This window comes from Pseudomonas sp. 1L-B-1-E-C1 (assembly GCF_057291835.1).
Genome location: NZ_JBXAWN010000006.1, coordinates 231,955 through 255,380, shown reverse-complemented (window position 1 = coordinate 255,380; position 23,426 = coordinate 231,955). Strand labels below are relative to the sequence as shown.

Here is a 23,426-nt window from a genome sequence, read left to right as displayed (position 1 = left end):
GCTGCGATCTTTTGACTTTGCTTTCAAAAGGCAAGATCAAAAGATCGCAGCCTTCGGCAGCTCCTACGGGCGGAACATCAATGCCCATCTGCACTCGGCGCCGCCGGCGGTTGCACCTTGCGCATCAAGGGCACCATCGCCGTGGCGATGATGAAGCAGACCATGATCATCAGAAACGTATCGCCATAGGTCTGCGTCTGCGCCTCGCGATACGTCACCAGCCACAACTGGCGCAGGCTGGCGGTGACGCCGACATCGCCGCTCTGACCGAGACTGGCGAAGTTGCCACCGACCTGCGACAGCCACTGGTTCATCGCCTCATTGCTGCTGTTCAGATGCTCGGCCAACCGCGTGAAATGCAGGTTGGTGCGGTCATTGAGAATGGTCGCGCAGGCAGCGATGCCAATTGCGCCACCGAGGTTGCGCATCAGGTTGAACAACCCTGACGCGTGTTTGAGTCGCGACGGTGCCAGTCCACCCAACGTCAACGTCACCGCTGGCGGCACCGCCAGTTGCTGGGCAATCCCGCGCAGCGCTTGCGGCAGCATCAATTCCCCGGCGCCCCAGTCGTGGGTGATCGGGCTGAACTCCCACATCGACAAGGCAAACAGGCCCAGGCCGAGCATCATGATCCAGCGCAGATCGATGCGATTGGCCAGAAAGGCGTACAGCGGAATCGCCAGAATCTGGAACACCCCGGTGGAGAAAACCGCCATACCAATGTCCAGCGCGCTGTAGCCGCGCACGCGGCCGAGAAACAGCGGCGTCAGGTAGATTGTTGCGAACAGGCCGATGCCGGTGACGAAGGAAAAGAAGCAACCGAGGGCGAAGTTGCGATCCTTCAAGGCGCGCAGATCGACGATCGGATTGGCTACGTGCAGCGTACGGCCAATGAAGGCCAGGCCGGCCAAACCACTGATCCACGCGGTGGTGAGGATCGTCTGGTCGCTGAACCAGTTCCAGCGCGGACCTTCTTCGAGGGTGTATTCCAGACAGCCGAGAAACAGCGCGAGCAAGACCATGCTCAGGTAGTCCGCACCCTTGAGCAGCGACAGTTCCGGCTGATCGATCCTGACCAGCATCGGCACCGCCACGGCGACGAAAATCCCCGGCACCAGATTGATATAGAACAGCCAGTGCCACGAAGAAATGTCAGTAATCCAGCCACCGATCACCGGCCCCAGCGTCGGTGCCAGCGAAGCCACCGCGCCGATGGTCGCGGCGGCAATCACCCGTTGCTTGCCAGTGAAGAAAAAGAACGCGGTGGTGAACACCAGCGGAATCATCGAGCCGCCGAGAAAGCCTTGCAATGCGCGGAAGGCGATCATGCTCTGGATGTTCCAAGCCAGGCCGCAGAGCAGACTGGCGAGGGTGAAACCGACCGCCGAGGCGCAGAACAACCAGCGCGTGGAAAACACCCGCGACAACCAGCCCGACAACGGAATCACGATGATTTCGGCGATCAGGTAGCTTGTCTGCACCCACGCAGTTTCGTCGGTGCCGGCGGACAGGCCACCGCCGATATCGCGCAACGACGCCGACACGATCTGGATATCCAGCAGGGCGATGAACATGCCGATGCACATGGTGGCGAAGGCAAACACCTTGGTCGCAGTGCTCATGTCTGCCGCATTGAACGGTTGCGCAGGAGCGGCGAGGCGGGTGCTCATGGCGCGACAGCCACGGCGGAGGTTTCCGGCTCGGCGCGGGTGTCGACTTCAGCGGTCACCGACAGACCCGGGCGCAGGTGACCGAGCACGCCATCGGCCGGATCAAGGACGATTCTGACCGGTACACGCTGGACGATTTTGGTGAAGTTGCCGGTGGCGTTTTCCGGCGGCAACACGCTGAACAGTGAGCCGGTGGCCGGGGCGAGGCTGTCGAGATGGCCGTGAAATTTCTGCCCGGACAGCACGTCGGCGCGGATGCTCACGCGTTGCCCGCGTTTCATCCGCGCCAGTTGATCTTCCTTGAAATTGGCATCGACCCACAGACCGCTGGCCGGCACCACCGACAGTTGTTGCGAACCGGCCTGGGCATAGGCGCCGACCCTGGCGCGGCGATTGCCGATCACCCCATCGACCGGCGCGCGCAGTTCGGTGTAATCGAGGTTCAATTCGGCCAGATCACGTTCAGCGCGGGCCTGCTGCAGGGCGGCGCGGGCTTGTTGTTTCCGGGTTTCGATCACCGCCAGTTGCCGTTGCGCGGCGAGCAGTTCGGCCTGCGCTCGGGCGCTCAGGGCTTGTGCGGTCTTAAAGGTAGCGTCGGCGCGCTGCGCACTTTCCACCGACACTGCGTTGCTGCTTACCAGGCGTTTGTAACGCATGTTGTCATCCCGTGATCGCGCCGTTTCCGCGCTTGCTGCGTCGATGCCGGCGCGGGCCTGACCGATCACCGCGTGCTGCAATTGCTCGGTGGCGTCGAGGTTGGCCAGCAGCGCTTCTTCCGCCGCAACAGCGCCTTCGGCCTTGGCCAGATTGGCGCGATAGTCCCGGGCATCGAGGCGGATCAACACATCGCCGGCCTTCACCGACTGGTTGTCGCCCACCAGCACCTCTTCGATGTAGCCGGCAACTTTCGGCCCGATCACCGTGACGTTGCCACCGATGTAGGCATCGTCGGTCTCCTCGAGAAAGCGTCCGGCGCCCCACCAGTGCAAGGCGTACATGACCGCCAGAATCAACACCAGCAAAACGCTGCCGGCGATCAAAAGGCGTTTGAACAGGGGAGGCCGGGTCTTGACCGGAACAGAATCGGGGGAGGGCATGCTGGTCATGGCGTCGGAACCTGAAGAAACGGTTCGTTATTACGCTTGTAATATGACGCGAGTAATATTTCGTGGCAAATTATTTCTGCGGTCGATCGTCGGTTGCTGATTTGAGCCACTGGCGCGGCGTGCTGCCGGTCATTGATTTGAAACAGATGATAAATGCCTTTTCGCAGGCGAAATGACCGGGCACGCCTAAAGTCAGTAAGATGTCGTTAATGCCCAATGGCCACTAGTCGCATTTCGGGTTTCCATGGATGGCTTCAGGACTCTGAGTGCTGAGCGTCGAAAGATAAGGGGTAACAATGGCGACGATTATTGGTGTGCACGGCATCGGGCATCAGTTCGGTGGTGAAAATACGTTAAGCGAGCAATGGCTGCCGGCGCTCAAGGATGGTCTCGCACGTGCCGGACGAGAGTTGCCTGAAGAAGTGACCTTCAAATGTGCCTTCTATGGAGACTTGTTTCGCCCAGCGGGCAAAGGTGCCATACCGCCCTACGGCGCGCAGGATGTCGATGTGTGGGAGGCGCAACTGCTCAAGGCATGGTGGGAAGAGGCGGCCAGGATCGATCCCGCTGTTCGCGCCCCTGACGAGATCACCAAAGCAGGTCTGGTGACGTTCGTCCAGCGCGGTCTCAACGCGTTGACACGATCAAAGTTTTTTTCCGGTCAGCTGGAAAAAATGATGATCAGTGATTTAAAGCAGGTCTATCGATACTTCCATGACGATTCAATCCGTCAGGCCGCTCGTGCCAGCGTTGAAAAGTGGGTGGATGACGATACGCGGGTAATCGTCGCCCATTCTCTGGGCTCAGTGGTTGCCTACGAGGCGCTATGCGCCAACCCTCAGTGGCCCGTCCGGCACTTTATTACATTGGGTTCGCCGCTGGGCATCCGCAATCTGATTTTCGATGCCTTGCAACCCGCACCGCAACGCGAAGTTGGTGCATGGCCCGGCAATGTGCAGCATTGGACCAATATTTCAGACAGCGGTGATGTCGTGGCCCTGACGAAAAAACTGGAGCCCTTGTTCATGCCGCAAATTGTTGATCTGAGTGTTGCCAATGGCATGAAAGTCCACGATGCGAGCCGTTACCTCACGACCCGGGAGGCGGGAGATGCCATTGCAGCCGCTATCTGATATTTATCGACGTCGTCTGCTTGCCACTGGCACCAGTCAATTTGATAACCATGCAACGCTTTCGCAGGTTCCGGACGAGGTTGAAACCATCAGGTCGGCCTTCGGTGCACTGCACTATGAGGTTGTACCGGCAGAACTTGATCTGGATCCCCGAGAACTCCAGGATCTGATTTTCAACGTTTGTGAAGACTGCACTGAAAACGATTTGCTGGTGCTCTATTACACGGGGCATGGTGAAAGTGACAACCAACTCTATCTATTGTCCCGTGAGTCAAAGCAGGCGGCTGAGGATCACCCTGCGCTGGCGGTAAAAGTCGTCGATCTGGCACAGATCCTGATCAAGACCAGAGCCGCGCAGGTCCTTTTGATCCTTGATGTCTGCTACGCCGGCACGGGAGCGGGTGATTTTCTCAGAATAGCGGCCGATCTGACCCGGCAGCGGCCCTCATTGAATCCGGCCTATGTCATCGCGGCCACGCGATCGCGAGATGAGGCGGATGAGGGAGCCTTGAGCAAGGCGCTGGCTCAAGCGTTGGCTAATCCCGATTGTCAGTTCGGTGGTGCTACGCAGCGCTACCTGGCCATGGACGAAGTGATGGAGGCGATCAGAGAGTTTCTCGCCGAACGCTTTCCCAAGCAGGAAGCTCAATTGGCGGGGGCAAATCTGAAAGGCCGTTGCCTGCTGTTCCCCAATCCCCAGTATCGCCCTTATATCGGTCCAGGCCTGGATCTGGCCAGCCAGCGAGTGTTTGATGAACATTGGCTACCAAAAGCGGGAGGGGTCGAAGGTGGCTGGGTCGGGAGCTATTTCACCGGCCGTCATCTCGCGCTGCGACAAATAGCAGAATGGCTCTCACAGGTTGATACTCATGGGCGTGCGCTGGTAGTGACCGGTGGCCCGGGGACGGGTAAATCAGCGTTGTTGGGACGGATCGTTTCGTTGTCTGAGCCGCGTTTTCGCGATCAGCTACTTGCAGTTGATGGAACTTCATTCGACGCTGCTGACGTATTACCTGAAGGCATTGTCGATATCGCCATACATGCCCGGCACAAACTGTTGAGCGAGGTGTTGAGCGAGATCGCGGACAAGCTGGATCTGTCGGACCGTGACTTGCCATCGGTGCTTGAGTCACTGGAAAAACGCCGCAGAAAAACGGTGATTGTCATTGATGCTCTGGATGAAGCTGCCGACAGCCAGACTATTTTGCAGCAGTTGTTGTTGCCGTTAGCGACATTCAGGCATGTCTTCCTGTTAGTGGGTACGCGGCCCGACACGACTGCATTGCAACAACGTTTTGAGGGATTCGGGCCAGATACTGTGGAAGTCAATCTCGAGCATCCGCAGCATACAGAGCCCGGCGAGGTTGCGTTGTACGTCGAGCGACGGCTATTGGCCAGCGAAGAGCCACGACGCTTCACGCCTTATCGCAAGAATCCTGAAATCGCTCGAAAGGTGGCCGAGGCTGTGGCTCAGCGAGCGAAGAACGTATTTCTGGTGGCACATACCGTCGCACTCAGGCTGTTCAAGATGGGCAAAATGGTCGACACCAGCCGCCCTGGCTGGATGGATCATCTATCAACCGAGTTGACAGACGCATTCAATCAGTATCTGGCTCCCCTGGAAGAGGGGAAAGAGGGGCTGGATATCGCCACCGCCCGCGCGGTGTTGCTGGCTTTGGCGTTTGCCGAAGGTGAGGGATTGCCGTGGGCCGATTTATGGCGTTCAGCCGCTAGCGCCCTGAGCGGTCAGGTAATCACCGACGCGGATATCATTGCCGTACGCAAATTTGCCGCGCCCTTCATTGTGGAGTCCATGGAAGGCGATCGTTCGGTTTATCGGCTTTATCATGAGCAGCTGGCAGAGCATCTGCTCGAGAGTGATGGCCACGCCCCGGCCCTGTCACGCCACTTGTGGGAAGCATTGCTGGCCTGTGTCCCTGCAAATTCCGAGGGGCGTCACGATTGGCTGCATGCGCATCCTTATCTGAAGCGGCATGCCGCAAGCTTCGCATTCAAGGCGGGCATGTTGCAGGCACTCCTCGACGATCCGGCATTTCTGGTGGTCAGCGATCCGGCCATTCTGCGCCGTTATCTCAACCCTCAGTCGTCCATCGCTCAGCCAATGGTTCAGGCCTACTTGCGAGTCTTTGGGGCTTTGCGGGAGTTACCCGAAGCAGAGCGTCGATCTTACCTGGCACTCGCATCCCTGCAGAGCGGGATTGATGAATCAGTGCCCTTGCCAGACGCTGAACATTTTCGCTGGATGCCACTCTGGGCGACCTGGAATCCGCTTGAAAGCAACACCGTGCTGGTGTCGCGAGATTCGCGAGTGACCGCATTAAGTCTCGGTCAGTGGAATGACTGTACTCCGGTCGCACTGGTCGGGCGCGAGGATGGATTGATTGAAGTCTTTCAGCTTGACAATGGCAGGCAGTTGGCGGCTTGGCAGCCCATTGTGGGTGGCTTCATTTCACACTTGGCAATGATCGCAACGCCAGACGGTGAAGTATTGGTTGCGAGTGGAGGTGAGGGTTGGCTGGCGACAACGAATCTGCGAACCAAACGCGATATTCATGTCCCTTTTGCTGAGCAGGATGGTCGCATCACTGCGTTGACGGTGTGCCGGGAAGGCGATTGTTTTTTGTGTGTGAGTGCTCACGAGCGAACGATTACACGTACCAGCCTGGAGGACAAAGCAGAGCTGGAAGGTGACCTCCGAGTCTGGGATTTGACTGACCTCAGCCTGCTTCATCACACAGTCGCTGCTTCACGCGCCCGGATTCTGGATGTCGCGATTGTTCTCACGTCCGACGGCCTTCGAATTCTCTCAGCGGGCGATAGTTTCTTTGATGGTGCGCGATGCGCCAGGACCCTGAGAATGTGGAAGCTTGACCTGGCGTTTCTGTGGCAAGTACCTGCCACGATCGACAGCGAATGTATTTCATCAATCCGCCTGCGCACCGTGGGTGGTGCTACGTATGCGGTAACCAACGACTTTTTCCGGCCGCCTCGAATTTGGCAAGTCCTGCCTGAAGAAATGATTCTTGTCTATTGCGCTCCAGAGGATAAAAGAGTGGCCTGGCTGTGTGAGGCGCAGGCTTCACATATTCTTTATCTGCTGGCTGAAGACGGGACAATTGAAAACCAGATCATTGAAGTAACCAAACCTGTCGAAATCTCTTCAACCTTGACATCGGTTACGCGTATCGATGGCTACTGGACGGAGCAGTTCCGTACCGACAGCTTCAACTTGGGCATAAGTCATTTCTATCTGAGTAGCAACGCGGGCTCAGTCAATATGTGGAGCCTGAAGGACGCGCGATCGCCGGCGCGCGCTCTACAGGAACGCCAGTTTTTTCCAGGCCACGTCAAATGCATGTTCATGGACTCCGACGCTCCCGGCACGATTTACGTTGGCACCACCGCGGGACAGGTCGTGGCGATCGATGAGGTGAGCGGTACCCTGACCTGGACGTGTGAAATCATCCAGAATCAACGAATCCAGGCAATAACCGGCTATGTGGATAAAGGACAACTGCTGCTGGTAGTCGCCATTCGGGGGAGTATCTGTCTGGTTCCGGCAGGAGGTCAACCAGACCTCTCGGCGGTGATTCAGGCCGGCGATGATGTGACAAAAGTGCAAGTCGTATGGATCGACGACGAACCGATGGTTGTGGCTTCGGTGAGTGAAGCCAATGTGAACGCCGTGCGCATCTGGAGTCTGCGTTCAAAACTGGAAGTCGACACTCTTCGCAATGAGTTTGGAGCCAAGTGGAACTATCAGCTCAGTTACGGCGAAGAAGACAAGCCGATCATGAGTCTTGTTTGTCTTGCCGGTGATTATGGAACACGAATCATATTCGCCAGCAAGTACTCGCAGATCATGGTTGCGCAGCATCCTGTTCCACCCTCTGAAATGCCTCGGCTTTCACTTTTTGATACTTGGCGCATACCGGGTAGCAGCATTGCTGCAGTGCACTCTCTGGCGCAAAGCGTGGATGGGGAGTTGATCGCTGCCGGCACTGATTCAGGTCGAATTGCATTGTGGCATTACCCAAGCGGCGAGCGTCTGGCGTGCAAGTCGGGTACTCACCTCAACGGGCACATTCAGGTATTGGCATTCTGCGACGCAGCACCATCGCCACTTTTGGCATCAGGGGGTGAGGACGGTGTTGTTCGATTCTGGGACGGCGAGTTGAGTACGCTGTTTCAAATCAATATCAATTCACCGATTCGCGGGATCTGCTTCACCTCAATGGCCCGCATGGTTGTAGCGACCCATAACGGAGTCGTGATGATCGCGCTTGATGAACAGATGCTGTTGGCACCCGCACACCGCATCCGGGAGGCAGTCGTCGCGGTAACGTGATCGTTCTCGGCCGAGGATAACCGACGCAATGGGTGGATTGGCCGCCGGAACCCATTGCTTCACCTGAATAATAACAATTACTATTCACGCCCTTTCCTCATTACGCCGTCCATCTCCCAATGCGCTCCCGCAGATCCGGCTTTTTCGAGCATTACGAAGAGTTGATCGGCACCTGGACTCGGCGCCTGCGCAATCGCGCGCAGGCCGAGGATCTGGCGCACGACACCTTTGTGCGGGTGCTCGAGGCGGATTCGGCGGCGGTGCAGCAGCCGCGCGCGTATCTGCACCAGACCGCGCGCAATATCGCGGTCGATGGTTACCGGCGCGAAGACCGGCGCGGCGCCATGGAGACGGAGACGGTCGATGACAGTGCGTCGTCAGCGGGCGATCCGGAGCACTACATGCACGCGATCCAGTTGGCCGATTCCATCGAACGCGCGCTCACCGAACTGCCGCTCAACTGCCGCAGGATCTTTGTCTGGCAGAAGATCGAAGGCCTGACGCAGGCGGAAATTGCCGAACGCCTCGGGCTGTCCAAGAACATGGTCGAAAAGTATATGATCCGCACCCTGCGGCATCTGCGAGAGCGGCTGGATGGCTTGCAATCATGATGCCGTGTGACGTCGCAAAGATCGCAGCCTTCGGCGGCTCCTACAGGGGGCTGTGCCGAATCTCAACCTCAGCCGGACAGGACATTCCATGATGGAGACTCGTGATTGCGCCTGTGGGCAAATGGCGGCGCGTGATGAGGCGGCAGCCTGGTTCGTGCGTTTGCAGGAGCCGAATGTCGACGTCGAAGAACAGCTGCGCTTCGACGCCTGGCTGGATGAACACCCGCAACATCGCGAAGAATTTCAGTTGCTGCAAGGCTTGTGGACGGCGACTGATCTGCTGTCGATGTCGCGTCTCCAGGCGCTTGTCGAAACTCCGCCACCTCGCCGCGAACGCCGTCCGCTGCTGCGTTATGCCGTGGCCGCGAGTGTCCTCGCTGTTGCGCTGGGACTTGGCCTGTTCAGTGGTCTCAATCATCCCGGCGGTTACCGCGCCGAGTTCGCTACGGCGTTGGGCGAGCGCAAGCATGTGGCGTTGCCGGATGGTTCGGTGATCGATCTGAACAGTCGCAGCCGCTTGCAGGTGCGTTATGAGCAGAATCGACGGGTTATTGAACTAATCGCAGGCGAAGCGATGTTCAGCGTTGAACATGACCCCTCGCGGCCGTTTGTTGTCGAAGCGGGGAGCGGCAAGGTCACGGTCACCGGCACGCGTTTCGATGTACGCCGCGATGCCACGCAAACCCGTGTGGCGGTGGAACAGGGTACGGTGAAGGTGCAGGCAAGTGACGCCCCGGACAACCAATTCATCAACCTGAGCGCCGGCCTCGGCACTTCGGTCGATGCGCACGGCAAAGTCCTGCCGGCTTACGCGGTCAACCCGGCGGAACTGACCGCGTGGCGCCACGGCAAACTGGTGTTCAACAACGCCAGCCTCAGCGAAGTGGCGGCGCAAGTGTCACGCTATCGCGACAAACCGCTGACCGTGTCCCAGCCGAACGTGGCCAGCCTGCGCCTGACCAGTGTGTTCAGATCCGACGACACCGACGCTTTGCTCAAAGCCTTGCCGAGCATCCTGCCGGTGGCCGTGCGCACCCTCGCCGATGGCAGTCAGGAAATAATTTCCAGATAGCATTCAGGTTTTTTCCTCGTTCATCGTCTTCCTGTTCAACTGCAACTGGTTTGCATTAACAGCCGCACACTCTTGCGATCCACAGGACTCCGTACGACGTGAACATCACCACAACCCACAATAAAAAATCCCCTTGGTTGCCACTGGCTCTGGCGCTCGCGGTCAGCGCAGCGATGCCGTTGGCGTTTGCCGCCGAAGCCATTCACATCCGCGCGCAGCCGCTGGGTCAGGCCTTGAGTGAACTGGGCCAGCAAACTTCGCTGCAGGTGTTCTTCAGCCCTGAGCTGGTGGCCGGCAAACAGGCGCCAGCGGTCGACGGCGACATCTCGCCGGAGCAGGCGCTGCGCCAGTTGTTGCAAGGCAGCGGTCTGGATTACCAGATCAACGAGGGCTCGGTGACGCTCGCACCAGCCGCGACTTCAACTACCAGCAACGGCCCGCTGGAGCTCGGCGTGACCGACATCAAAGTGGTCGGCGACTGGCTCGGTGACGCCGACGCGGCGGTGGTGCAGAACCACCCCAGCGCGCGTACGGTGATTCGCCGCGAAGCGATGGTCGAGCAGGGCGCGATGAACGTCAGCGACGTGCTCAAACGCGTGCCCGGCGTGCAGGTGCAGGACTCCAACGGCACCGGCGGCAGTGATATTTCCCTCAACGTCGGCGTACGCGGTCTGACTTCGCGCCTGTCGCCACGCTCCACGGTGCTGATCGACGGCGTACCAGCGGCGTTCGCACCCTATGGTCAGCCGCAACTGTCGATGGCGCCGATTTCCTCGGGCAACCTCGACAGCATCGATGTGGTACGCGGCGCCGGTTCTGTGCGTTACGGGCCGCAGAACGTCGGCGGCGTGATCAATTTCGTGACCCGCGCGATCCCGGAAAAAACCACCGGCGAAATCGGCACCACCCTGGAAACGACTCAGTACGGCGGCTGGAAACACATCGACACCGCGTTCCTCGGCGGCACCGCCGACAACGGCATGGGTGTGGCGCTGCTGTACTCCGGCGTCAACGGTCACGGCTATCGCGAGCGCAACAACGGTAATGACATCGACGACGTGCTGCTCAAGACGCACTGGGCGCCGACCGATCAGGACGATTTCAGTCTCAACTTTCACTACTACGACGCCAGCGCCGACATGCCCGGCGGCCTGACCCAGCGTCAGTACGACGACAAGCCCTATGAGTCGGTGCGTGACTACGACCAGTTCACAGGCCGGCGCAAAGACGTGTCGTTCAAGTGGATCCGCCAGATCGATGAGCGCACCCAGGCAGAAATTCTCACCTATTACACCGACAGCTTTCGCGGCAGTACCATCGCCGCGCGCGATCAGCGCACCCTCAGCTCGTACCCGCGTTCCTATTACACCCTCGGCATCGAGCCACGGGTTTCGCGGGTATTCGATGTCGGCCCGACCACGCAGGAAGTCAGCGTCGGTTACCGCTATCTGAAAGAGGCGATGCACGAAGAGTCGAGTCGTCTGGCGCTGGTCAACAACCAGCCAGTGGTCACCCCGACCTCGGATGGCCACGTATTCCAGGATCGCACCGGTGGCACCGAGGCCAACTCGGTGTATGTCGACAACAAGATCGACGTCGGCAACTGGACCGTCACCCCGGGCATCCGCTTCGAACACATCAGCACCGACTGGCATGACCGCGCCGTGCTCGACACTGCCGGCCGGCCAGTGCCGGAGAAAAACCGCAGCATCGAAAGCAATGAACCGCTGCCGGCGCTGAGTGTGATGTATCACTTGTCCGATGCGTGGAAGCTGTTCGCCAACTACGAAACCTCGTTCGGCAGCCTGCAGTATTTCCAGCTTGGCCAGGGCGGTTCGGGTAACAGTACTGCCAACGGCCTGGAGCCGGAAAAGGCCAAGACCTACGAGATTGGCACGCGCTACAACGATGATGTGTGGGGTGGCGAGGTGACGCTGTTCTACATCGACTTCGACGACGAGCTGCAATACATCAGCAACGATATCGGCTGGACCAACCTCGGCGCGACCAAGCATCAGGGCATTGAGGCGTCGGTGCACTACGACATGGCCGCACTCGACCCGCGCCTCGATGGCCTGACCGCCAATGCCGGCTTCACCTACACCCGCGCCACCTATGAAGGCGAGATTCCCGGCTTCAAGGGCCGCGATCTGCCGTTCTATTCGCGGCAGGTTGCGACGGTCGGTTTGCGTTACGACATCAATCGCTGGACCTACAACATTGATGGCTTTGCCCAGTCGAAACAACGTTCGCCGGGCACCGGTGTGAATGCGGATGGCAGCTTCAATGGCAACTACATCACCGAAGGCACGGCGGACGGGCAGTACGGCGACATTCCGGGTTACGTGACCTGGAACGTGCGCGGCGGCTACGACTTCGGCCCGCAGGTGTCGAATCTCAAGCTCGGCGCCGGGGTGAAGAACGTCTTCGACAAGCAGTACTTCACCCGCTCCAGCGACAACAACTCGGGGATGTATGTCGGCGCGCCGCGCACGTTCTTCGTGCAGGCCCGCGTCGGTTTTTAAAACACAAGCTCAAAAGATCGCAGCCTTCGGCAGCTCCTACAAGATGTTCGCCGATCCCCTGTAGGAGCTGCCGAAGGCTGCGATCTTTTGCTTTAGACCTTCAGGACTTTCCCGCCGATCGCCACAGCCACCAGCAACACCGCCATCAGCCCGAAGGCAAAACTCAGGCTGCTGGCATGGGCGACAAAACCGATCACTGCCGGCCCGGCAAGAATCCCGGCATAACCGAGCGTGGTAATCGCCGGCACCGCGATGCTTTCCGGCATCACCGTCTGCTTGCCCACTGCCGTGTACAGCACCGGCACGATGTTCGAGCACCCGGCGCCGACCAGCGCATACCCAACGAGCGCCGCTTGCCAGCTCGGCGCGAAGGTGGCGAGAAACAACCCCGCCGCCGCCAACAGACCGCCGAACAGAATGATCCGCGTGGCGCCCAGCTTGCGCACGATGCGGTCACCCAGCAGACGCCCGACGGTCATGGTCAGGGCGAACGCTGCGTACCCCATTCCCGCATACGCTGTGTCGATTCCGCGTTCCTGGGCGAGGAACACCGCGCTCCAGTCCAGCGCCGCGCCTTCGGTGAGGAACACGATGAAGCACATGCCGCCGATAAACAGCACGATGCCGTGGGGAATGGCAAAGGCCGGGCCGGAGCTTTCACTGCCGTAGGGCAACATGTGCGGCACGCACTTGAGCAAGGCGCCGATCAGCAAAACCACTACCACCAGCATGGCCGCCAGCGGAGTCAGGCCGAGGCCGAGCAATGCGCTGACGCCCGCCGCACCGACAATGCCGCCGAGGCTGAACAAGCCGTGGAAACCCGACATCATGTGTTTGCCGCTGGCGCGCTCAACGATCACCGCTTGCAGGTTCACCGTCGAATCCACCGTGCCGAGGCCGGCGCCGAACATGAACAGCGTGGCGATCAGCGCCGGGATCGACGACACCGTCGCCAGCAACGGCAGCGCCGCGCAGATCAGCAACGTGCCGCCGGTGGCCACGCGTCGGCAACCAAAACGCGTGGCGAGAATCCCTGCCAGCGGCATGGCCAGAATCGAGCCGACGCCCAGACACAGCAGCAATAACCCCAGCGTGCCCTCATCCAGCCCGGCCCGCGCCTTGGCATACGGTACCAGCGGCGCCCACGCGGCGATGCCGAGGCCGGCGATGAAAAAAGCGACGCGCGTGGACATCTGTTCCAGGCGTCCGGGGACGAACGTGTCTTGGGGGTTGAGGCTGGTCATATCGATCCTTGGCAAAAAAACAACTGCATCCCGAGTGACATTCTGACGGCGTTGAGGTTCGATCACGAGAGTCGGGTTGGTGCGGCGTACATCGTTACACAGCACAACCTGTGGGAGCGAGCTTGCTCGCGAATGCGATAGGTCAGATATCACCTGTCTGCTGACACACCGCATTCGCGAGCAAGCTCGCTCCCACAGGATCTGTGTTAGTCATTAGAGTGGCGTTCATCAATACGAAGGGAAACGGTCGGCAATGACGAGCTTCTACGACGCACGCGGCAATATCTACGCTGTGGTCTCACCCCAAGCCTTGCGCGAGGCTGGAATTGCTTTGCCGGCCAGCGCCGCCGAATGCGCCGCATCTCGGCAGCAATGGAGCGAAGCCGCCATCGCTCTGTGCTGCCATTGGCCCGAAGGCCAGCGCCCGGCCAACAGCAAAGCCCACCGCAGCGACGGCCTGCTGATCGGCCCGTTTCAGAGGTCAGCACCGTTCGATGTGCTGATCGTCAACACCGACGGCAGCCTCGCCGAACGCAGTGGCAATGGCCTGACAATTTTTTCTCAGGCGCTGACCGAGCGAGGCTTGATGCCGGAACAGGGCGCGGTATTGCGCGTTCATCATGACAAGGATGAAGCGCTGGAAACCTCGGTGAAACCGGCCGAAGTTGAAGGCGTGCGCGGCTTCTGGCTTGATCTCGGTCAGCCCGGATTTGGCCCTGAGGCGGCGGGTGCGCAGGCGATTGAAAGCATTCAGTTCCATGATCGCGACGTCAGTCATGTCCAGCCCCTCGCACAACTCGATCCCGACTGGAGCTACAGCCAGTTCGTGCGCATCGGCAATCCGCACTGCGTGACGCTACTCGGCGATGCAGGCGCTTTGCCGAGCAACGAGCAGATGCGTGAATCGCCCCTGAACCAACGGCTTACAGCAATCGCCTATGCCATGCCCACCGGTATCGGCAATCCCTGTCCGGCCGGCGTCAATCTGCAATGGGCCGCGCTGGCGTCGCCGCAGCAAATCCTCGCCCGGGTATTCGAGCGTGGCGAAGGCCCAACCGCATCATCCGGCACCAGCGCCAGTGCGGTGGCGTGTGCGGCGTGGCGGGTGGGGTGGGTTGAGGCGGGGGAAGTGCAAGTGATCATGCCTGGCGGCACTGCACCGGTTTTGCTTGAGGTTTCAGAAGGGGAGTTGCTGCGCGTCAGATTGTTTGGCACGGCGCGGTTGATGGATTGATTCGGCGGACGTCATCGCTGGCAAGCCAGGCTCCCACAGGGATTTGCGCTGAACACATTCCTTGCAGCCAACTGGATCTACTGTGGGAGCGAGCCTGCTCGCGAAGAGGTCGGCACATCCTGCATCAAAGCGCCTGGCATGGCGCTTTCGCGAGCAGGCTCGCTCCCACAGCTTTTGTTCTCGGCCCATCAGGTTCAGCGCAAATCTCAGCTGAACTCCACCACCGGCATCTGCCGCTTCATCAACACCTTGCCGCCACGAATCGAATACAGCGGCAGGCCCTGGCTGCGGATCACTTCGTAGTCGCTGTCCGCCGACAGGATCAGCAGGTTCGCCGGGCGGCCCTGATCCAGGCCGTAACGCTCGCCCAGGTGCATGGCTTTGGCGCTGTTGTCGGTGACCAGGTCCAGCGCGCTTTGCAGGTTGCGATAACCGAGCATGTGGCAGATGTGCAGACCCGCTTCGAGCACGCGCAGGATGTTGCCGTTGCCCAGCGGGTACCACGGGTCGACGATGGAATCCTGGCCGAAACACACGTTCATTCCGGCTTCGAGCAGTTCGTTGACGCGGGTGACGCCGCGGCGTTTCGGGAAGTTGTCGAAACGTCCTTGCAGGTGAATGCTTTCGGTCGGGCAGGAGACGAAACTGATCCCGGAATGGCCGAGCAGGCGGAACAGTTTGGCGCAGTAGGCGTTGTCGTAAGAGCCCATCGCCGTGGTGTGGCTGGCGGTAACGCGGGCGCCCATGTCGCGGCTGCGGGCTTCTTCGGCGAGCACTTCAAGGAAGCGTGAATGCGGGTCGTCGGTCTCGTCGCAATGCACGTCGACCAGACATCCGGTGCGCTCGGCCAGGTCCATCAGAAACTTCACCGAACTGACGCCCTGATCACGGGTGTACTCGAAATGCGGAATGCCGCCGACCACATCGGCGCCCATGCGGATCGCTTCCTCCATCAGCTCGCGGCCGTTGCGGAACGACTCAATGCCTTCCTGCGGGAACGCGACGATTTGCAGGTCGATCAGGTGACGGCTTTCCTCGCGCACTTCGAGCATGGCTTTGAGCGCGGTAAGTTGCGGGTCAGTGACGTCGACGTGGGTGCGCACATGCTGGATGCCGTGGGCGGCCAGCGCCTGAATGGTCTTCTTGGCGCGGGTCTTGGTGTCTTCTTCGGTGATCGTGACTTTGCGCTCGCCCCAGCACTCGATCCCTTCAAACAGGGTGCCGCTCATGTTCCAGCGAGGCTCGCCGGCGGTGAGCGTGGCGTCAAGGTGAATGTGCGGTTCGACGAAGGGCGGCACCACCAGATTGCCGCCGGCATCGAGGTCATCCGGGCCGAGGCTCGGCGCTTCGGTCTGGCGGGCGATGCTGTGGATCAGGCCGTCTTCAAGGTGCAATTCGTGCAGGCCTTCCTGGTTGCGCAGGCGGGCGTTGATGATGTGCATCAGGCGAATCCTTTTTATAAGTCTTGTAGTGGTGCACTGAGGCGACGGGCGCCGAGCACACCGGTGACGATGACATACGTTAGCGCGGCAGCGGCGATCCCTACCAGCGGCGCGACCCAAGGCGAACTGAACGCAGCGACGGTGCCCACCCCGTAGGCCCCGAGCCCCGGCCAGTTGAACGCCGGCAACCGTGCGTCGGCGAGACGCGGATAGTGCCCGCGCCAGCGATAGAAGAAGTCAGCCATGATCACCCCGCCAATCGGCGGAATCACCGTGCCGAGCAGGATCAGGTACGGCACCAGCATGTCGTACATGCCGAGGAGGGCGAGCAGGGTGCCGATTACTGCGCCGCCGAGGGTCACGGTTTTGCGCCGCCCGGTACGCAGCAGGTTGCAGCCGGCCACGGCGAAGTTGTAGATGGTGTTGTCCTGCGTGCTCCAGATGTTCAGCAAGAGCATGGCCATCGCGGCCATGGCAAAGCCTTGCAACAGCAGCACTTCAACCACATCGGGTTGCTGATAGACGATCGCGCCGTATGCGCCGATCAGCACCATCAGGCCGTTGCCGATGAAAAAACCGATCAGGCTGGCCAGCACCGCCACTTTTGCCGAGCGCGAAAATCGCGTCCAGTTGGTGGCCTGGGTCGCACCGCTGACGAAGGTGCCGAACACCAGCGTGATTGCGGTCGACCAGTCCAGCGAACCCGTCGGCACTACGCTGAGCAAACCTTCGAAGCCGCCGACTTTCACCGTCGCCACCCACATCGACAGGATCAGCAGCAACATCATCGCCGGCACCGCGATGTACGAGAGAATTTCCAGTCCGCGATAACCGATGTACGCGGTGGCGCAGAAGCCCAGACCGAACAGCACCATCAGGCCGAGCACCGTGGCCTCATTCAAATCGAAATATTTGCCGATCACCACCGCCGCCGTCGCCGTGCCCCAGGCGTACCAGCCGATCTGGGTGAAACCAAGAATCAGGTCGCTGAGCTTGCTGCCGACTTCGCCAAAACAGAACCGCCCCATCAGCACGGAGTTGAGGCCGCTCTTGAAGGCGATGTAACCCAGGCCCGCGGCGTACAGACCGAGCAACAGGTTGCCGACAATGATCACCGCCATCATCTCGGCAAAACCGAACGCGACCCCCAGCTTGCCGCCGGCAAACATGGTCGCGGTGAAAAACGTAAAGCCGAGTAACACCATCGCCGTCGAGGCCAGGCCTTTGCGCGCGTGCATCGGTACTTCACTGAGCGGGTAATCATTGCCGGAGGCGTTCTGCGTCATGGGGCAGTCCTTGCTGGAAGGGGAAGACGAGCAAGGGTTGCAGCGGTCGTGCCAAACGCGGTCGGGCCGGGTATGTATAGACGACACGGCGAAGTCAGGCGCGAAAACGGTGCAGCTGACCACACCGAAGCCCAATGTAGGAGCTGCAGTGTGTGATTCAGAGAAAACGCAGCAGGGCGGCGACGATGGCTTCGGGGGCTTCTTCCTGGACAAGGTGGCCGGCATTGGCGATGGCGTGAAATTGCGCCCCGGGAATCATCTGCTGCAACGCGCGGCCACGTTCGATGGGGATCCATTGATCCTCTTCGCCCCAAAGAATCTGCACCGGGCAGCGGATCGTCGGGTACAGACTTTCGGCTTCGCGGGTATAGCGTTCATCCATCTGCGCGATCTGCCGGTAGAACGCCGCTTGCCCCGGATCGCCCAGCCACGGATTTACATACGCCGCCAGTTCGTCATCGGCAATTCGGCGGTGAATTGCACCACGAATATAGGTCGGCACGATGGCGCGCTGGATGTAATCGGGCAAGCCACTGAAGGCCGCCTCGTGTTGACGCACATGCTGCACAAACGGCGAGCCCCACGGCGTCAATGCGACCGGGTCGATCAGGGTCAGGCTGCGATAATCCTTGCCGTTGAGCAGGTGCGCGCGCAACACCGTAGCGCCGCCGAAGTCATGGGCGACCACGTGCGGATTTTGCAGGTTCCAATGATCGAGCAGCTGCGCCAGGAGTTCGTTCTGTATGCCGAGGGAGACATCGGCGTCAGGCTGTGCGGATTGCCCGTAACCGAGCAGATCGAAGTAGTGCACACGGTGGGTGGCGAAAAAGTGCGGGGCGATGCGGTGCCAGACATAAGACGAAAACGGCGTGCCATGCACGAATACCAGCGGCGGGCCGTCGCCGCGCACGGCATAGCGTACCTGATGCCCGTTGAAGTCAAAGACCTGATCCAGCAGCCAGTCCGTCATCGGTCTGTCCTCTTGGCGGGAGAACGAAAAGCATAGGCATAAAAAAACAGCCGTAAAGGCTGTATTTGAAAGAACGCGGTCCCTGTAGGAGCTGCCGAAGGCTGCGATCTTTTGATTTTGATTGTAAAAACAAAGATCAAAAGATCGCAGCCTTCGGCAGCTCCTACAGAGGAGATCTGTGTGGCTTATTCCCCGTGATAAATGCAGCCGCTGGTGCACGTCTCATGAATGCGGATCGCGCTGAGTTCCGGCAGCAATGGCTTCATCTCGTTCCAGATGAATTTGGCCAGCACTTCGCTGGTCGGGTTTTCCAGGCCGGGAATGTCGTTCAGGTAGTTGTGGTCGAGACGTTCGTACAGCGGCTTGAAAATCGCTTTGATCTCGGAGAAATCGCGAATCCAGCCGGTGTGCGGATCGAGGTCGCCGCTCAGGTGCAGCGCGACCTTGAACGAGTGACCGTGCAGGCGACCGCACTTGTGGCCGTCCGGGACGTGCGGCAGGCGGTGGGCGGATTCGAAAGTAAACTCTTTGAAGATTTCCACGGTATTTTCGGCTCTGTTCAGATGGCGTTCGCCGCAGCGATTCGGGGCAGGCGGCGAGTTTATCAGCTTGTCTTTGGCCGTGCTGACTAAAGGGTCAGCAAGCGGTCGGCGAGGCGACCGCTGGCCGTCAGTTCGAGGAATTCGTCGCCCAGTCGGCGGCTCTCGTCCATCGCCGCGTGCCAGTATTTCTGCCGGCTCGGCGCATCGCCCATGAAGCGTTTGAAGTCGTTACGGTCGGGCAGTTTGCCGTAGGGCAGGCGTGCCAGATACTCCTTCGACGGCGCGACCAGCACCACGTCCTGCAAACGCTGCACCGAGGCGCGGCGCCACGGCAGGGTCTTGTCGAACCAGCCGGGAATCACCCGGTCGGTGAAATGCGGATAGAGCACGATGCCGTCGCCGCTGTAGGGCAGGTCGAGGTGATAGTCGAGCAGGCCGCCGTCGCGGAACGTACCGGCACCGGCGCCGGGCAAGTCGCGCACGCCTTCCATGACCATCGGAATCGACCCGGAAGCGAGCAGGGCCTGACGCAGGTTGCCGGCATTGAGGGCAACGAAACGCGAGGGGAAGTCGGTCAACGTGTCGAGCGGTGGTGCCAAGCGTGGATCGTGGATGATCAGGCGCTCGAAATGCCGCGACAGCCGTGCGCGGCCGCGCAGGTTGTCGGCAATCACTGAACCGAGTGCCAGACCGAGGCGCCCGCGATGGTCTTCGGCGAGGCGGCCCTGACTTTTCACCACCATGATGTTCAGGCGGTAATCGGGATTTTCGAGGATGCTCGCGTCGCGGCCATCGAGCAGGTCATTGAGCATGCGCTGCGAGCTCTGGCTGATCTCGGCCATGGTCACGCCTTTGTTGAAATTCTGCTCGGCGTATAGCTGACCGAGGCGGCGAATGCCTTCGGCGGCGTCCGGCAGGCAGGCGCTGGCGAACCGCCAGGAACCGACCGATGCACCGATCAGCGAACGCTCGCGCGGCGCACTCGGCAGCCACTCGCCGAACAACGCCAGATCGAGCCCCTGAATGCCCAGCGCCTTCGGCCCACCGGCCGCGCCGGGCAGGGTGCCGACGTCAGCGGCGTGCAGCCCCTGCGCACGAATCCGCGCCATGGCCCGCGGGCCGGCCTTGAGGGTGAGGGCAGGGAACTTGATGTGGATGGCGGTCATACCGGTCTCGATCGTTAGCTAGCTGCGAATTATAAGCCGATGTTGCGACATCCTGTAGGAGCTGCCGCAGGCTGCGATCTTTTGATCTCGGGTTTAACCGTTTCTATGCGGAGGGGGAAAAAGATCAAGATCAAAAGATCGCAGCCTTCGGCAGCTCCTACATTGGAAACGTGGAAGCTGAGCAATGATGGCCATTCAGTTTCAGTTAAGTTGACCCGGCTAAGGTGCCCACCGTAAGCAACCTATAAGAATTCGGAGACACCATGAGAACCCTGACTGCCCTGACCACTGCCTCGATCATCGGCCTCTTTGCCAACACCGCGCAGGCGCGCGATCTCGGACCTGACGAAGCGCTTCGTTTGCGCGACGCTGGTACTATCGTCTCCTTCGAGAAGCTCAACGCCATCGCGCTGGAAAAACACCCCGGTTCGGAAATCACCGAAACCGAGCTGGAGGAGGAGTACGGCAAGTACATTTACCAGATCGAACTGCGCGACCCGAAAGGTGTGGAGTGGGATCTGGAATTGAACGCCGTCGATGGTGTAGTGCTCAGGGATCATCAGGATACGTAATGAAGCTGAATATTTGCGCCACCCGCCTGACGGCGCTGGCGCTGGTGTTGTTCTGCACCACTGCCATGGCTCGCGACCTCGACCAGGACGAGGCGCTGGACCTGCGTCGTCAAGGTGTGATCCTGCCGCTCGAGCAAGTGCTGCAGCAGGCTATGGATCGCTACCCCGGCGCCAAACTGCTGGAAGTCGAGCTGGAAGAAAAACACGACGTGTACGTTTACGAAGTCGAGTTGCTGACAGTCGAAGGCGTGGCGCGCGAGCTGCACTTGAAGGCCGATACCGGCGAGTTAGTCAAAGACAAGGAAGATTGATCGATGCGTTTGCTTCTGGTGGAAGACCATGTACCGCTGGCCGACGAGTTGCTCGCCGGTCTGCAACGCCAAGGCTACGCAGTGGATTGGCTGGCCGATGGCCGTGACGCGGTGTATCAGGGCGGCAGCGAACCCTATGACCTGATCATCCTCGACCTCGGCCTGCCCGGCGTACCGGGGCTTGATGTGCTGGCGCAGTGGCGCGCGGCCGGCCTGGCGATTCCGGTGCTGATCCTCACCGCACGCGATTCCTGGGCCGAGCGCATCGAAGGCCTGAAGGCCGGCGCCGACGATTACCTGACCAAACCGTTCCACCCGGAAGAGCTGTACCTACGCATTCAGTCGCTATTGCGCCGCTCCAAGGGCCAGTCCAACCAGCCGACCCTGCAAGCCGCCGGCCTGCATCTGGACGAAGGCCGCCAGTGCGTGGTTCGCGACGGCGCCGACATCCAGCTGACCGCCGCTGAATTCCGCCTGCTGCGCTATTTCATGCTGCACCCCGAACAAATCCTCTCGAAAAGCCACCTCGCCGAACACCTCTACGACGGCGAAACCGAGCGCGATTCAAACGTCCTCGAAGTCCACGTCAATCACCTGCGGCGCAAGCTCGGCAAAAGCGTGATCGAAACCCGTCGCGGTCAGGGATACCTGTTCGGCGGGCAAGCTTCATGAGATCAATCCAGCGCCGGTTGAGCCTGGGTTTGATCAGCGTGATGGTGATCGTCGGTCTGGTCCTGGCGCAAACCAGCCTGTGGTTGTTCGAAGTCGGCTTGCAGCGTTACCTCGAAGCCGGCCTGCGCAACGACAGCGAAAGCCTGCTGGTGGCACTGGTGCGCGGCCCGCAGGGTCTGCAACTGGATGAGCGGCATCTGTCGCCGGCCTATCAGCGGCCATTTTCCGGGCACTACTTTCGCATCGATTTCTCCGACAGCCACTGGCGCTCGCGCTCGCTGTGGGATCAGGAACTGCCGCTGCTGCCCCACCCGGGGCTGCACAGCAACCTGCAACTGGGCCCCGGCGGGCAACGCCTGCTGATTCTGCGCTCGGACTATCGGCGCCTGGGCCAGTCGATTTCCATCAGCGTCGCCCAGGATTACACGCCGGTCAGCGACAGCTTCCAGCGCATGCGTCAGATCGGCCTCGGCCTCGGGCTGGCGGCTTTGCTGCTGATTCTGTTCCTGCAACGCCTGACCGTGCGCCGCGCGCTGAAACCGCTGGAACGCGCGCGCGAGCAGATCGCTCAGTTGCAGCAGGGCCAGCGCTCGCAACTCGACGATCAGGTGCCGGTGGAACTGGAACCGCTGGTGGCGCAGATCAACCATTTGCTCGCCCACACCGAAGACAGCCTCAAGCGCTCGCGCAACGCTTTGGGCAACCTCGGCCACGCATTGAAAACACCGTTGGCGGTGCTGCTCAGTTTGGCCTCCAGTGACAAGCTCGATGACCATCCCGAGCTGCGCAGAATTCTCAAGGAACAACTGGAACAGGTGCAGCAGCGCCTCAATCGTGAGCTCAACCGGGCGCGGTTATCCGGTGATGCACTGCCGGGAGCGTTGTTCGATTGCGATGCCGAGCTGCCGGGGTTGCTGGCGACATTGAACATGATCCATGGCGAGCATCTGGCCTTGAGCTACGTCGCACCGCCCGGGCTGCAACTGCCGTGGGACCGCGAGGACTTGCTGGAACTGCTCGGCAACCTGCTCGACAACGCTTGCAAGTGGGCCGATGCCGAGGTGCGCCTCAGCGTCATCGAGCGCACTGACGGCTTTGCCCTGAGCGTGGAAGATGACGGGCCGGGAATCCCCGAGGAACAACGTGCTCAGGTGTTCAGCCGTGGTACGCGGCTGGATGAGCAGACCCATGGCCATGGGCTGGGCCTTGGCATCGTGCGCGATATCGTCGATACCTGGGGCGGCTTGCTGGTGTTGGGCGAGAGCGAGTGGGGCGGGTTGAAAGTGGTGATTGAACTGCCTCGGCGGTGAACCCTTGAAAAGCCCCTCACCCTAACCCTCTCCCAGAGGGAGAGGGGACTGACCGTGGTGATTGGGCGAGATACGTCGACCTGAAATACCGAGCCGAACTCAGCATTTGAATGGCGTGAAGATCGGCTCCCTTTCCCCCTCGCCCCCTTGGGGGGAGAGGGCTGGGGTGAGGGGGGAATCTGACTGACACC

At 60.3% G+C, this 23,426-nt stretch carries 18 protein-coding genes; 10 read left to right on the top strand and 8 right to left on the bottom strand.

Going from position 1 to position 23,426, the window contains the following annotated elements; all coding sequences use genetic code 11:
* Nucleotides 1-77 precede the first annotated feature (77 nt).
* Both AC0Z4S_RS13000 and AC0Z4S_RS12995 read right to left on the bottom strand, forming a co-directional pair.
* The gene (locus AC0Z4S_RS13000) at nt 78-1,670 is read right to left on the bottom strand and encodes a DHA2 family efflux MFS transporter permease subunit (protein WP_485623292.1); all 1,593 of its coding nucleotides are present in this window, start codon (nt 1,668-1,670) and stop codon (nt 78-80) included.
* Nucleotides 1,667-2,776 (bottom strand): HlyD family secretion protein, encoded by a 1,110-nt coding sequence (locus tag AC0Z4S_RS12995; RefSeq protein WP_485623291.1) that lies wholly within the window; start codon nt 2,774-2,776, stop codon nt 1,667-1,669. The genes AC0Z4S_RS13000 and AC0Z4S_RS12995 overlap by 4 nt, the downstream gene beginning before the upstream one ends.
* A gap of 296 nt (nt 2,777-3,072) precedes the next feature.
* On the opposite strand from AC0Z4S_RS12995, the gene AC0Z4S_RS12990 reads away from it, so the two are divergent.
* From AC0Z4S_RS12990 to AC0Z4S_RS12970, 5 genes are all read left to right on the top strand, one after another.
* A complete protein-coding gene (locus tag AC0Z4S_RS12990; RefSeq protein WP_485623290.1) occupies nt 3,073-3,909 on the top strand; it encodes a hypothetical protein in 837 nt (278 codons plus the stop codon).
* Nucleotides 3,887-8,278 (top strand): P-loop domain-containing protein, encoded by a 4,392-nt coding sequence (locus AC0Z4S_RS12985; RefSeq protein WP_485623288.1) that lies wholly within the window; start codon nt 3,887-3,889, stop codon nt 8,276-8,278. Before AC0Z4S_RS12990 ends, AC0Z4S_RS12985 begins: the two co-directional genes overlap by 23 nt.
* A gap of 119 nt (nt 8,279-8,397) precedes the next feature.
* Nucleotides 8,398-8,889 (top strand): sigma-70 family RNA polymerase sigma factor, encoded by a 492-nt coding sequence (locus AC0Z4S_RS12980; RefSeq protein ID WP_253505309.1) that lies wholly within the window; start codon nt 8,398-8,400, stop codon nt 8,887-8,889.
* Between the two features lie 88 nt (nt 8,890-8,977).
* Nucleotides 8,978-9,961, top strand: coding sequence for a FecR family protein (locus AC0Z4S_RS12975; protein WP_485623287.1), 984 nt, complete (start codon nt 8,978-8,980; stop codon nt 9,959-9,961).
* Nucleotides 9,962-10,059: 98 nt separating this feature from the next.
* Nucleotides 10,060-12,486, top strand: coding sequence for a TonB-dependent siderophore receptor (locus AC0Z4S_RS12970; RefSeq protein WP_485623286.1), 2,427 nt, complete (start codon nt 10,060-10,062; stop codon nt 12,484-12,486).
* 92 nt (nt 12,487-12,578) lie between these two features.
* Here the strand turns inward: AC0Z4S_RS12970 and AC0Z4S_RS12965 are convergent, their stop codons facing one another.
* The gene (locus tag AC0Z4S_RS12965) at nt 12,579-13,730 is read right to left on the bottom strand and encodes an MFS transporter (protein ID WP_042609095.1); all 1,152 of its coding nucleotides are present in this window, start codon (nt 13,728-13,730) and stop codon (nt 12,579-12,581) included.
* Between the two features lie 253 nt (nt 13,731-13,983).
* Between AC0Z4S_RS12965 and AC0Z4S_RS12960 the strand changes: the two genes are divergently transcribed.
* Nucleotides 13,984-14,964: a diaminopimelate epimerase gene (locus AC0Z4S_RS12960; protein ID WP_485623285.1), complete on the top strand. Its 981-nt coding sequence runs from the start codon at nt 13,984-13,986 to the stop codon at nt 14,962-14,964.
* Nucleotides 14,965-15,170: 206 nt separating this feature from the next.
* Here AC0Z4S_RS12960 and codA read toward each other — a convergent pair whose 3' ends face one another.
* The 5 genes from codA to AC0Z4S_RS12935 all read right to left on the bottom strand — a co-directional run bounded on the left by codA (nt 15,171) and on the right by AC0Z4S_RS12935 (nt 20,370).
* Entirely contained in the window at nt 15,171-16,406 is a 1,236-nt protein-coding gene (codA, locus tag AC0Z4S_RS12955) for a cytosine deaminase (RefSeq protein ID WP_485623284.1), read from the bottom strand.
* Between the two features lie 14 nt (nt 16,407-16,420).
* Nucleotides 16,421-17,692 carry a cytosine permease gene (codB, locus tag AC0Z4S_RS12950; RefSeq protein ID WP_485623283.1) on the bottom strand — a complete coding sequence of 424 codons (1,272 nt, stop codon included), beginning with the start codon at nt 17,690-17,692 and terminating at the stop codon, nt 16,421-16,423.
* A 157-nt stretch (nt 17,693-17,849) separates the two neighbouring features.
* Nucleotides 17,850-18,662, bottom strand: coding sequence for an alpha/beta fold hydrolase (locus AC0Z4S_RS12945; RefSeq protein WP_485623282.1), 813 nt, complete (start codon nt 18,660-18,662; stop codon nt 17,850-17,852).
* A 185-nt stretch (nt 18,663-18,847) separates the two neighbouring features.
* Nucleotides 18,848-19,204, bottom strand: a complete 357-nt coding sequence (queD, locus tag AC0Z4S_RS12940; RefSeq protein ID WP_485623281.1) for a 6-carboxytetrahydropterin synthase QueD — start codon at nt 19,202-19,204, stop codon at nt 18,848-18,850.
* Nucleotides 19,205-19,290: 86 nt separating this feature from the next.
* Nucleotides 19,291-20,370 carry a patatin-like phospholipase family protein gene (locus AC0Z4S_RS12935; RefSeq protein ID WP_485623279.1) on the bottom strand — a complete coding sequence of 360 codons (1,080 nt, stop codon included), beginning with the start codon at nt 20,368-20,370 and terminating at the stop codon, nt 19,291-19,293.
* A gap of 263 nt (nt 20,371-20,633) precedes the next feature.
* Between AC0Z4S_RS12935 and AC0Z4S_RS12930 the strand changes: the two genes are divergently transcribed.
* From AC0Z4S_RS12930 to AC0Z4S_RS12915, 4 genes are read left to right on the top strand one after another with little or no spacing between them, the layout of a single operon-like run.
* On the top strand, nt 20,634-20,942 hold the full coding sequence (locus AC0Z4S_RS12930) for a PepSY domain-containing protein (RefSeq protein ID WP_485623277.1): 309 nt from the start codon (nt 20,634-20,636) through the stop codon (nt 20,940-20,942).
* Nucleotides 20,942-21,253 (top strand): PepSY domain-containing protein, encoded by a 312-nt coding sequence (locus AC0Z4S_RS12925; RefSeq protein WP_485623276.1) that lies wholly within the window; start codon nt 20,942-20,944, stop codon nt 21,251-21,253. The genes AC0Z4S_RS12930 and AC0Z4S_RS12925 overlap by 1 nt, the downstream gene beginning before the upstream one ends.
* A 3-nt stretch (nt 21,254-21,256) precedes the next feature.
* The gene (locus tag AC0Z4S_RS12920; RefSeq protein WP_253503655.1) at nt 21,257-21,925 is read left to right on the top strand and encodes a response regulator transcription factor; all 669 of its coding nucleotides are present in this window, start codon (nt 21,257-21,259) and stop codon (nt 21,923-21,925) included.
* Nucleotides 21,922-23,235 carry a sensor histidine kinase gene (locus tag AC0Z4S_RS12915; protein ID WP_485623275.1) on the top strand — a complete coding sequence of 438 codons (1,314 nt, stop codon included), beginning with the start codon at nt 21,922-21,924 and terminating at the stop codon, nt 23,233-23,235. The genes AC0Z4S_RS12920 and AC0Z4S_RS12915 overlap by 4 nt, the downstream gene beginning before the upstream one ends.
* Nucleotides 23,236-23,426: the final 191 nt, after the last annotated feature.

Bases quoted from the DNA above. Each gene is read 5' to 3' on its own strand.
- AC0Z4S_RS12990 (WP_485623290.1), top strand. From the start codon at position 3,073: ATGGCGACGATTATTGGTGTGCACGGCATCGGGCATCAGTTCGGTGGT.
- AC0Z4S_RS12935 (WP_485623279.1), bottom strand. From the start codon at position 20,370: ATGACCGCCATCCACATCAAGTTCCCTGCCCTCACCCTCAAGGCCGGC.
- AC0Z4S_RS13000 (WP_485623292.1), bottom strand. From the start codon at position 1,670: ATGAGCACCCGCCTCGCCGCTCCTGCGCAACCGTTCAATGCGGCAGAC.
- AC0Z4S_RS12925 (WP_485623276.1), top strand. From the start codon at position 20,942: ATGAAGCTGAATATTTGCGCCACCCGCCTGACGGCGCTGGCGCTGGTG.
- AC0Z4S_RS12930 (WP_485623277.1), top strand. From the start codon at position 20,634: ATGAGAACCCTGACTGCCCTGACCACTGCCTCGATCATCGGCCTCTTT.
- AC0Z4S_RS12915 (WP_485623275.1), top strand. From the start codon at position 21,922: ATGAGATCAATCCAGCGCCGGTTGAGCCTGGGTTTGATCAGCGTGATG.
- AC0Z4S_RS12995 (WP_485623291.1), bottom strand. From the start codon at position 2,776: ATGACCAGCATGCCCTCCCCCGATTCTGTTCCGGTCAAGACCCGGCCT.
- AC0Z4S_RS12945 (WP_485623282.1), bottom strand. From the start codon at position 18,662: ATGACGGACTGGCTGCTGGATCAGGTCTTTGACTTCAACGGGCATCAG.
- AC0Z4S_RS12920 (WP_253503655.1), top strand. From the start codon at position 21,257: ATGCGTTTGCTTCTGGTGGAAGACCATGTACCGCTGGCCGACGAGTTG.
- AC0Z4S_RS12965 (WP_042609095.1), bottom strand. From the start codon at position 13,730: ATGACCAGCCTCAACCCCCAAGACACGTTCGTCCCCGGACGCCTGGAA.
- AC0Z4S_RS12985 (WP_485623288.1), top strand. From the start codon at position 3,887: ATGCCATTGCAGCCGCTATCTGATATTTATCGACGTCGTCTGCTTGCC.
- AC0Z4S_RS12975 (WP_485623287.1), top strand. From the start codon at position 8,978: ATGATGGAGACTCGTGATTGCGCCTGTGGGCAAATGGCGGCGCGTGAT.
- codB (WP_485623283.1), bottom strand. From the start codon at position 17,692: ATGACGCAGAACGCCTCCGGCAATGATTACCCGCTCAGTGAAGTACCG.
- AC0Z4S_RS12960 (WP_485623285.1), top strand. From the start codon at position 13,984: ATGACGAGCTTCTACGACGCACGCGGCAATATCTACGCTGTGGTCTCA.
- codA (WP_485623284.1), bottom strand. From the start codon at position 16,406: ATGCACATCATCAACGCCCGCCTGCGCAACCAGGAAGGCCTGCACGAA.
- AC0Z4S_RS12980 (WP_253505309.1), top strand. From the start codon at position 8,398: ATGCGCTCCCGCAGATCCGGCTTTTTCGAGCATTACGAAGAGTTGATC.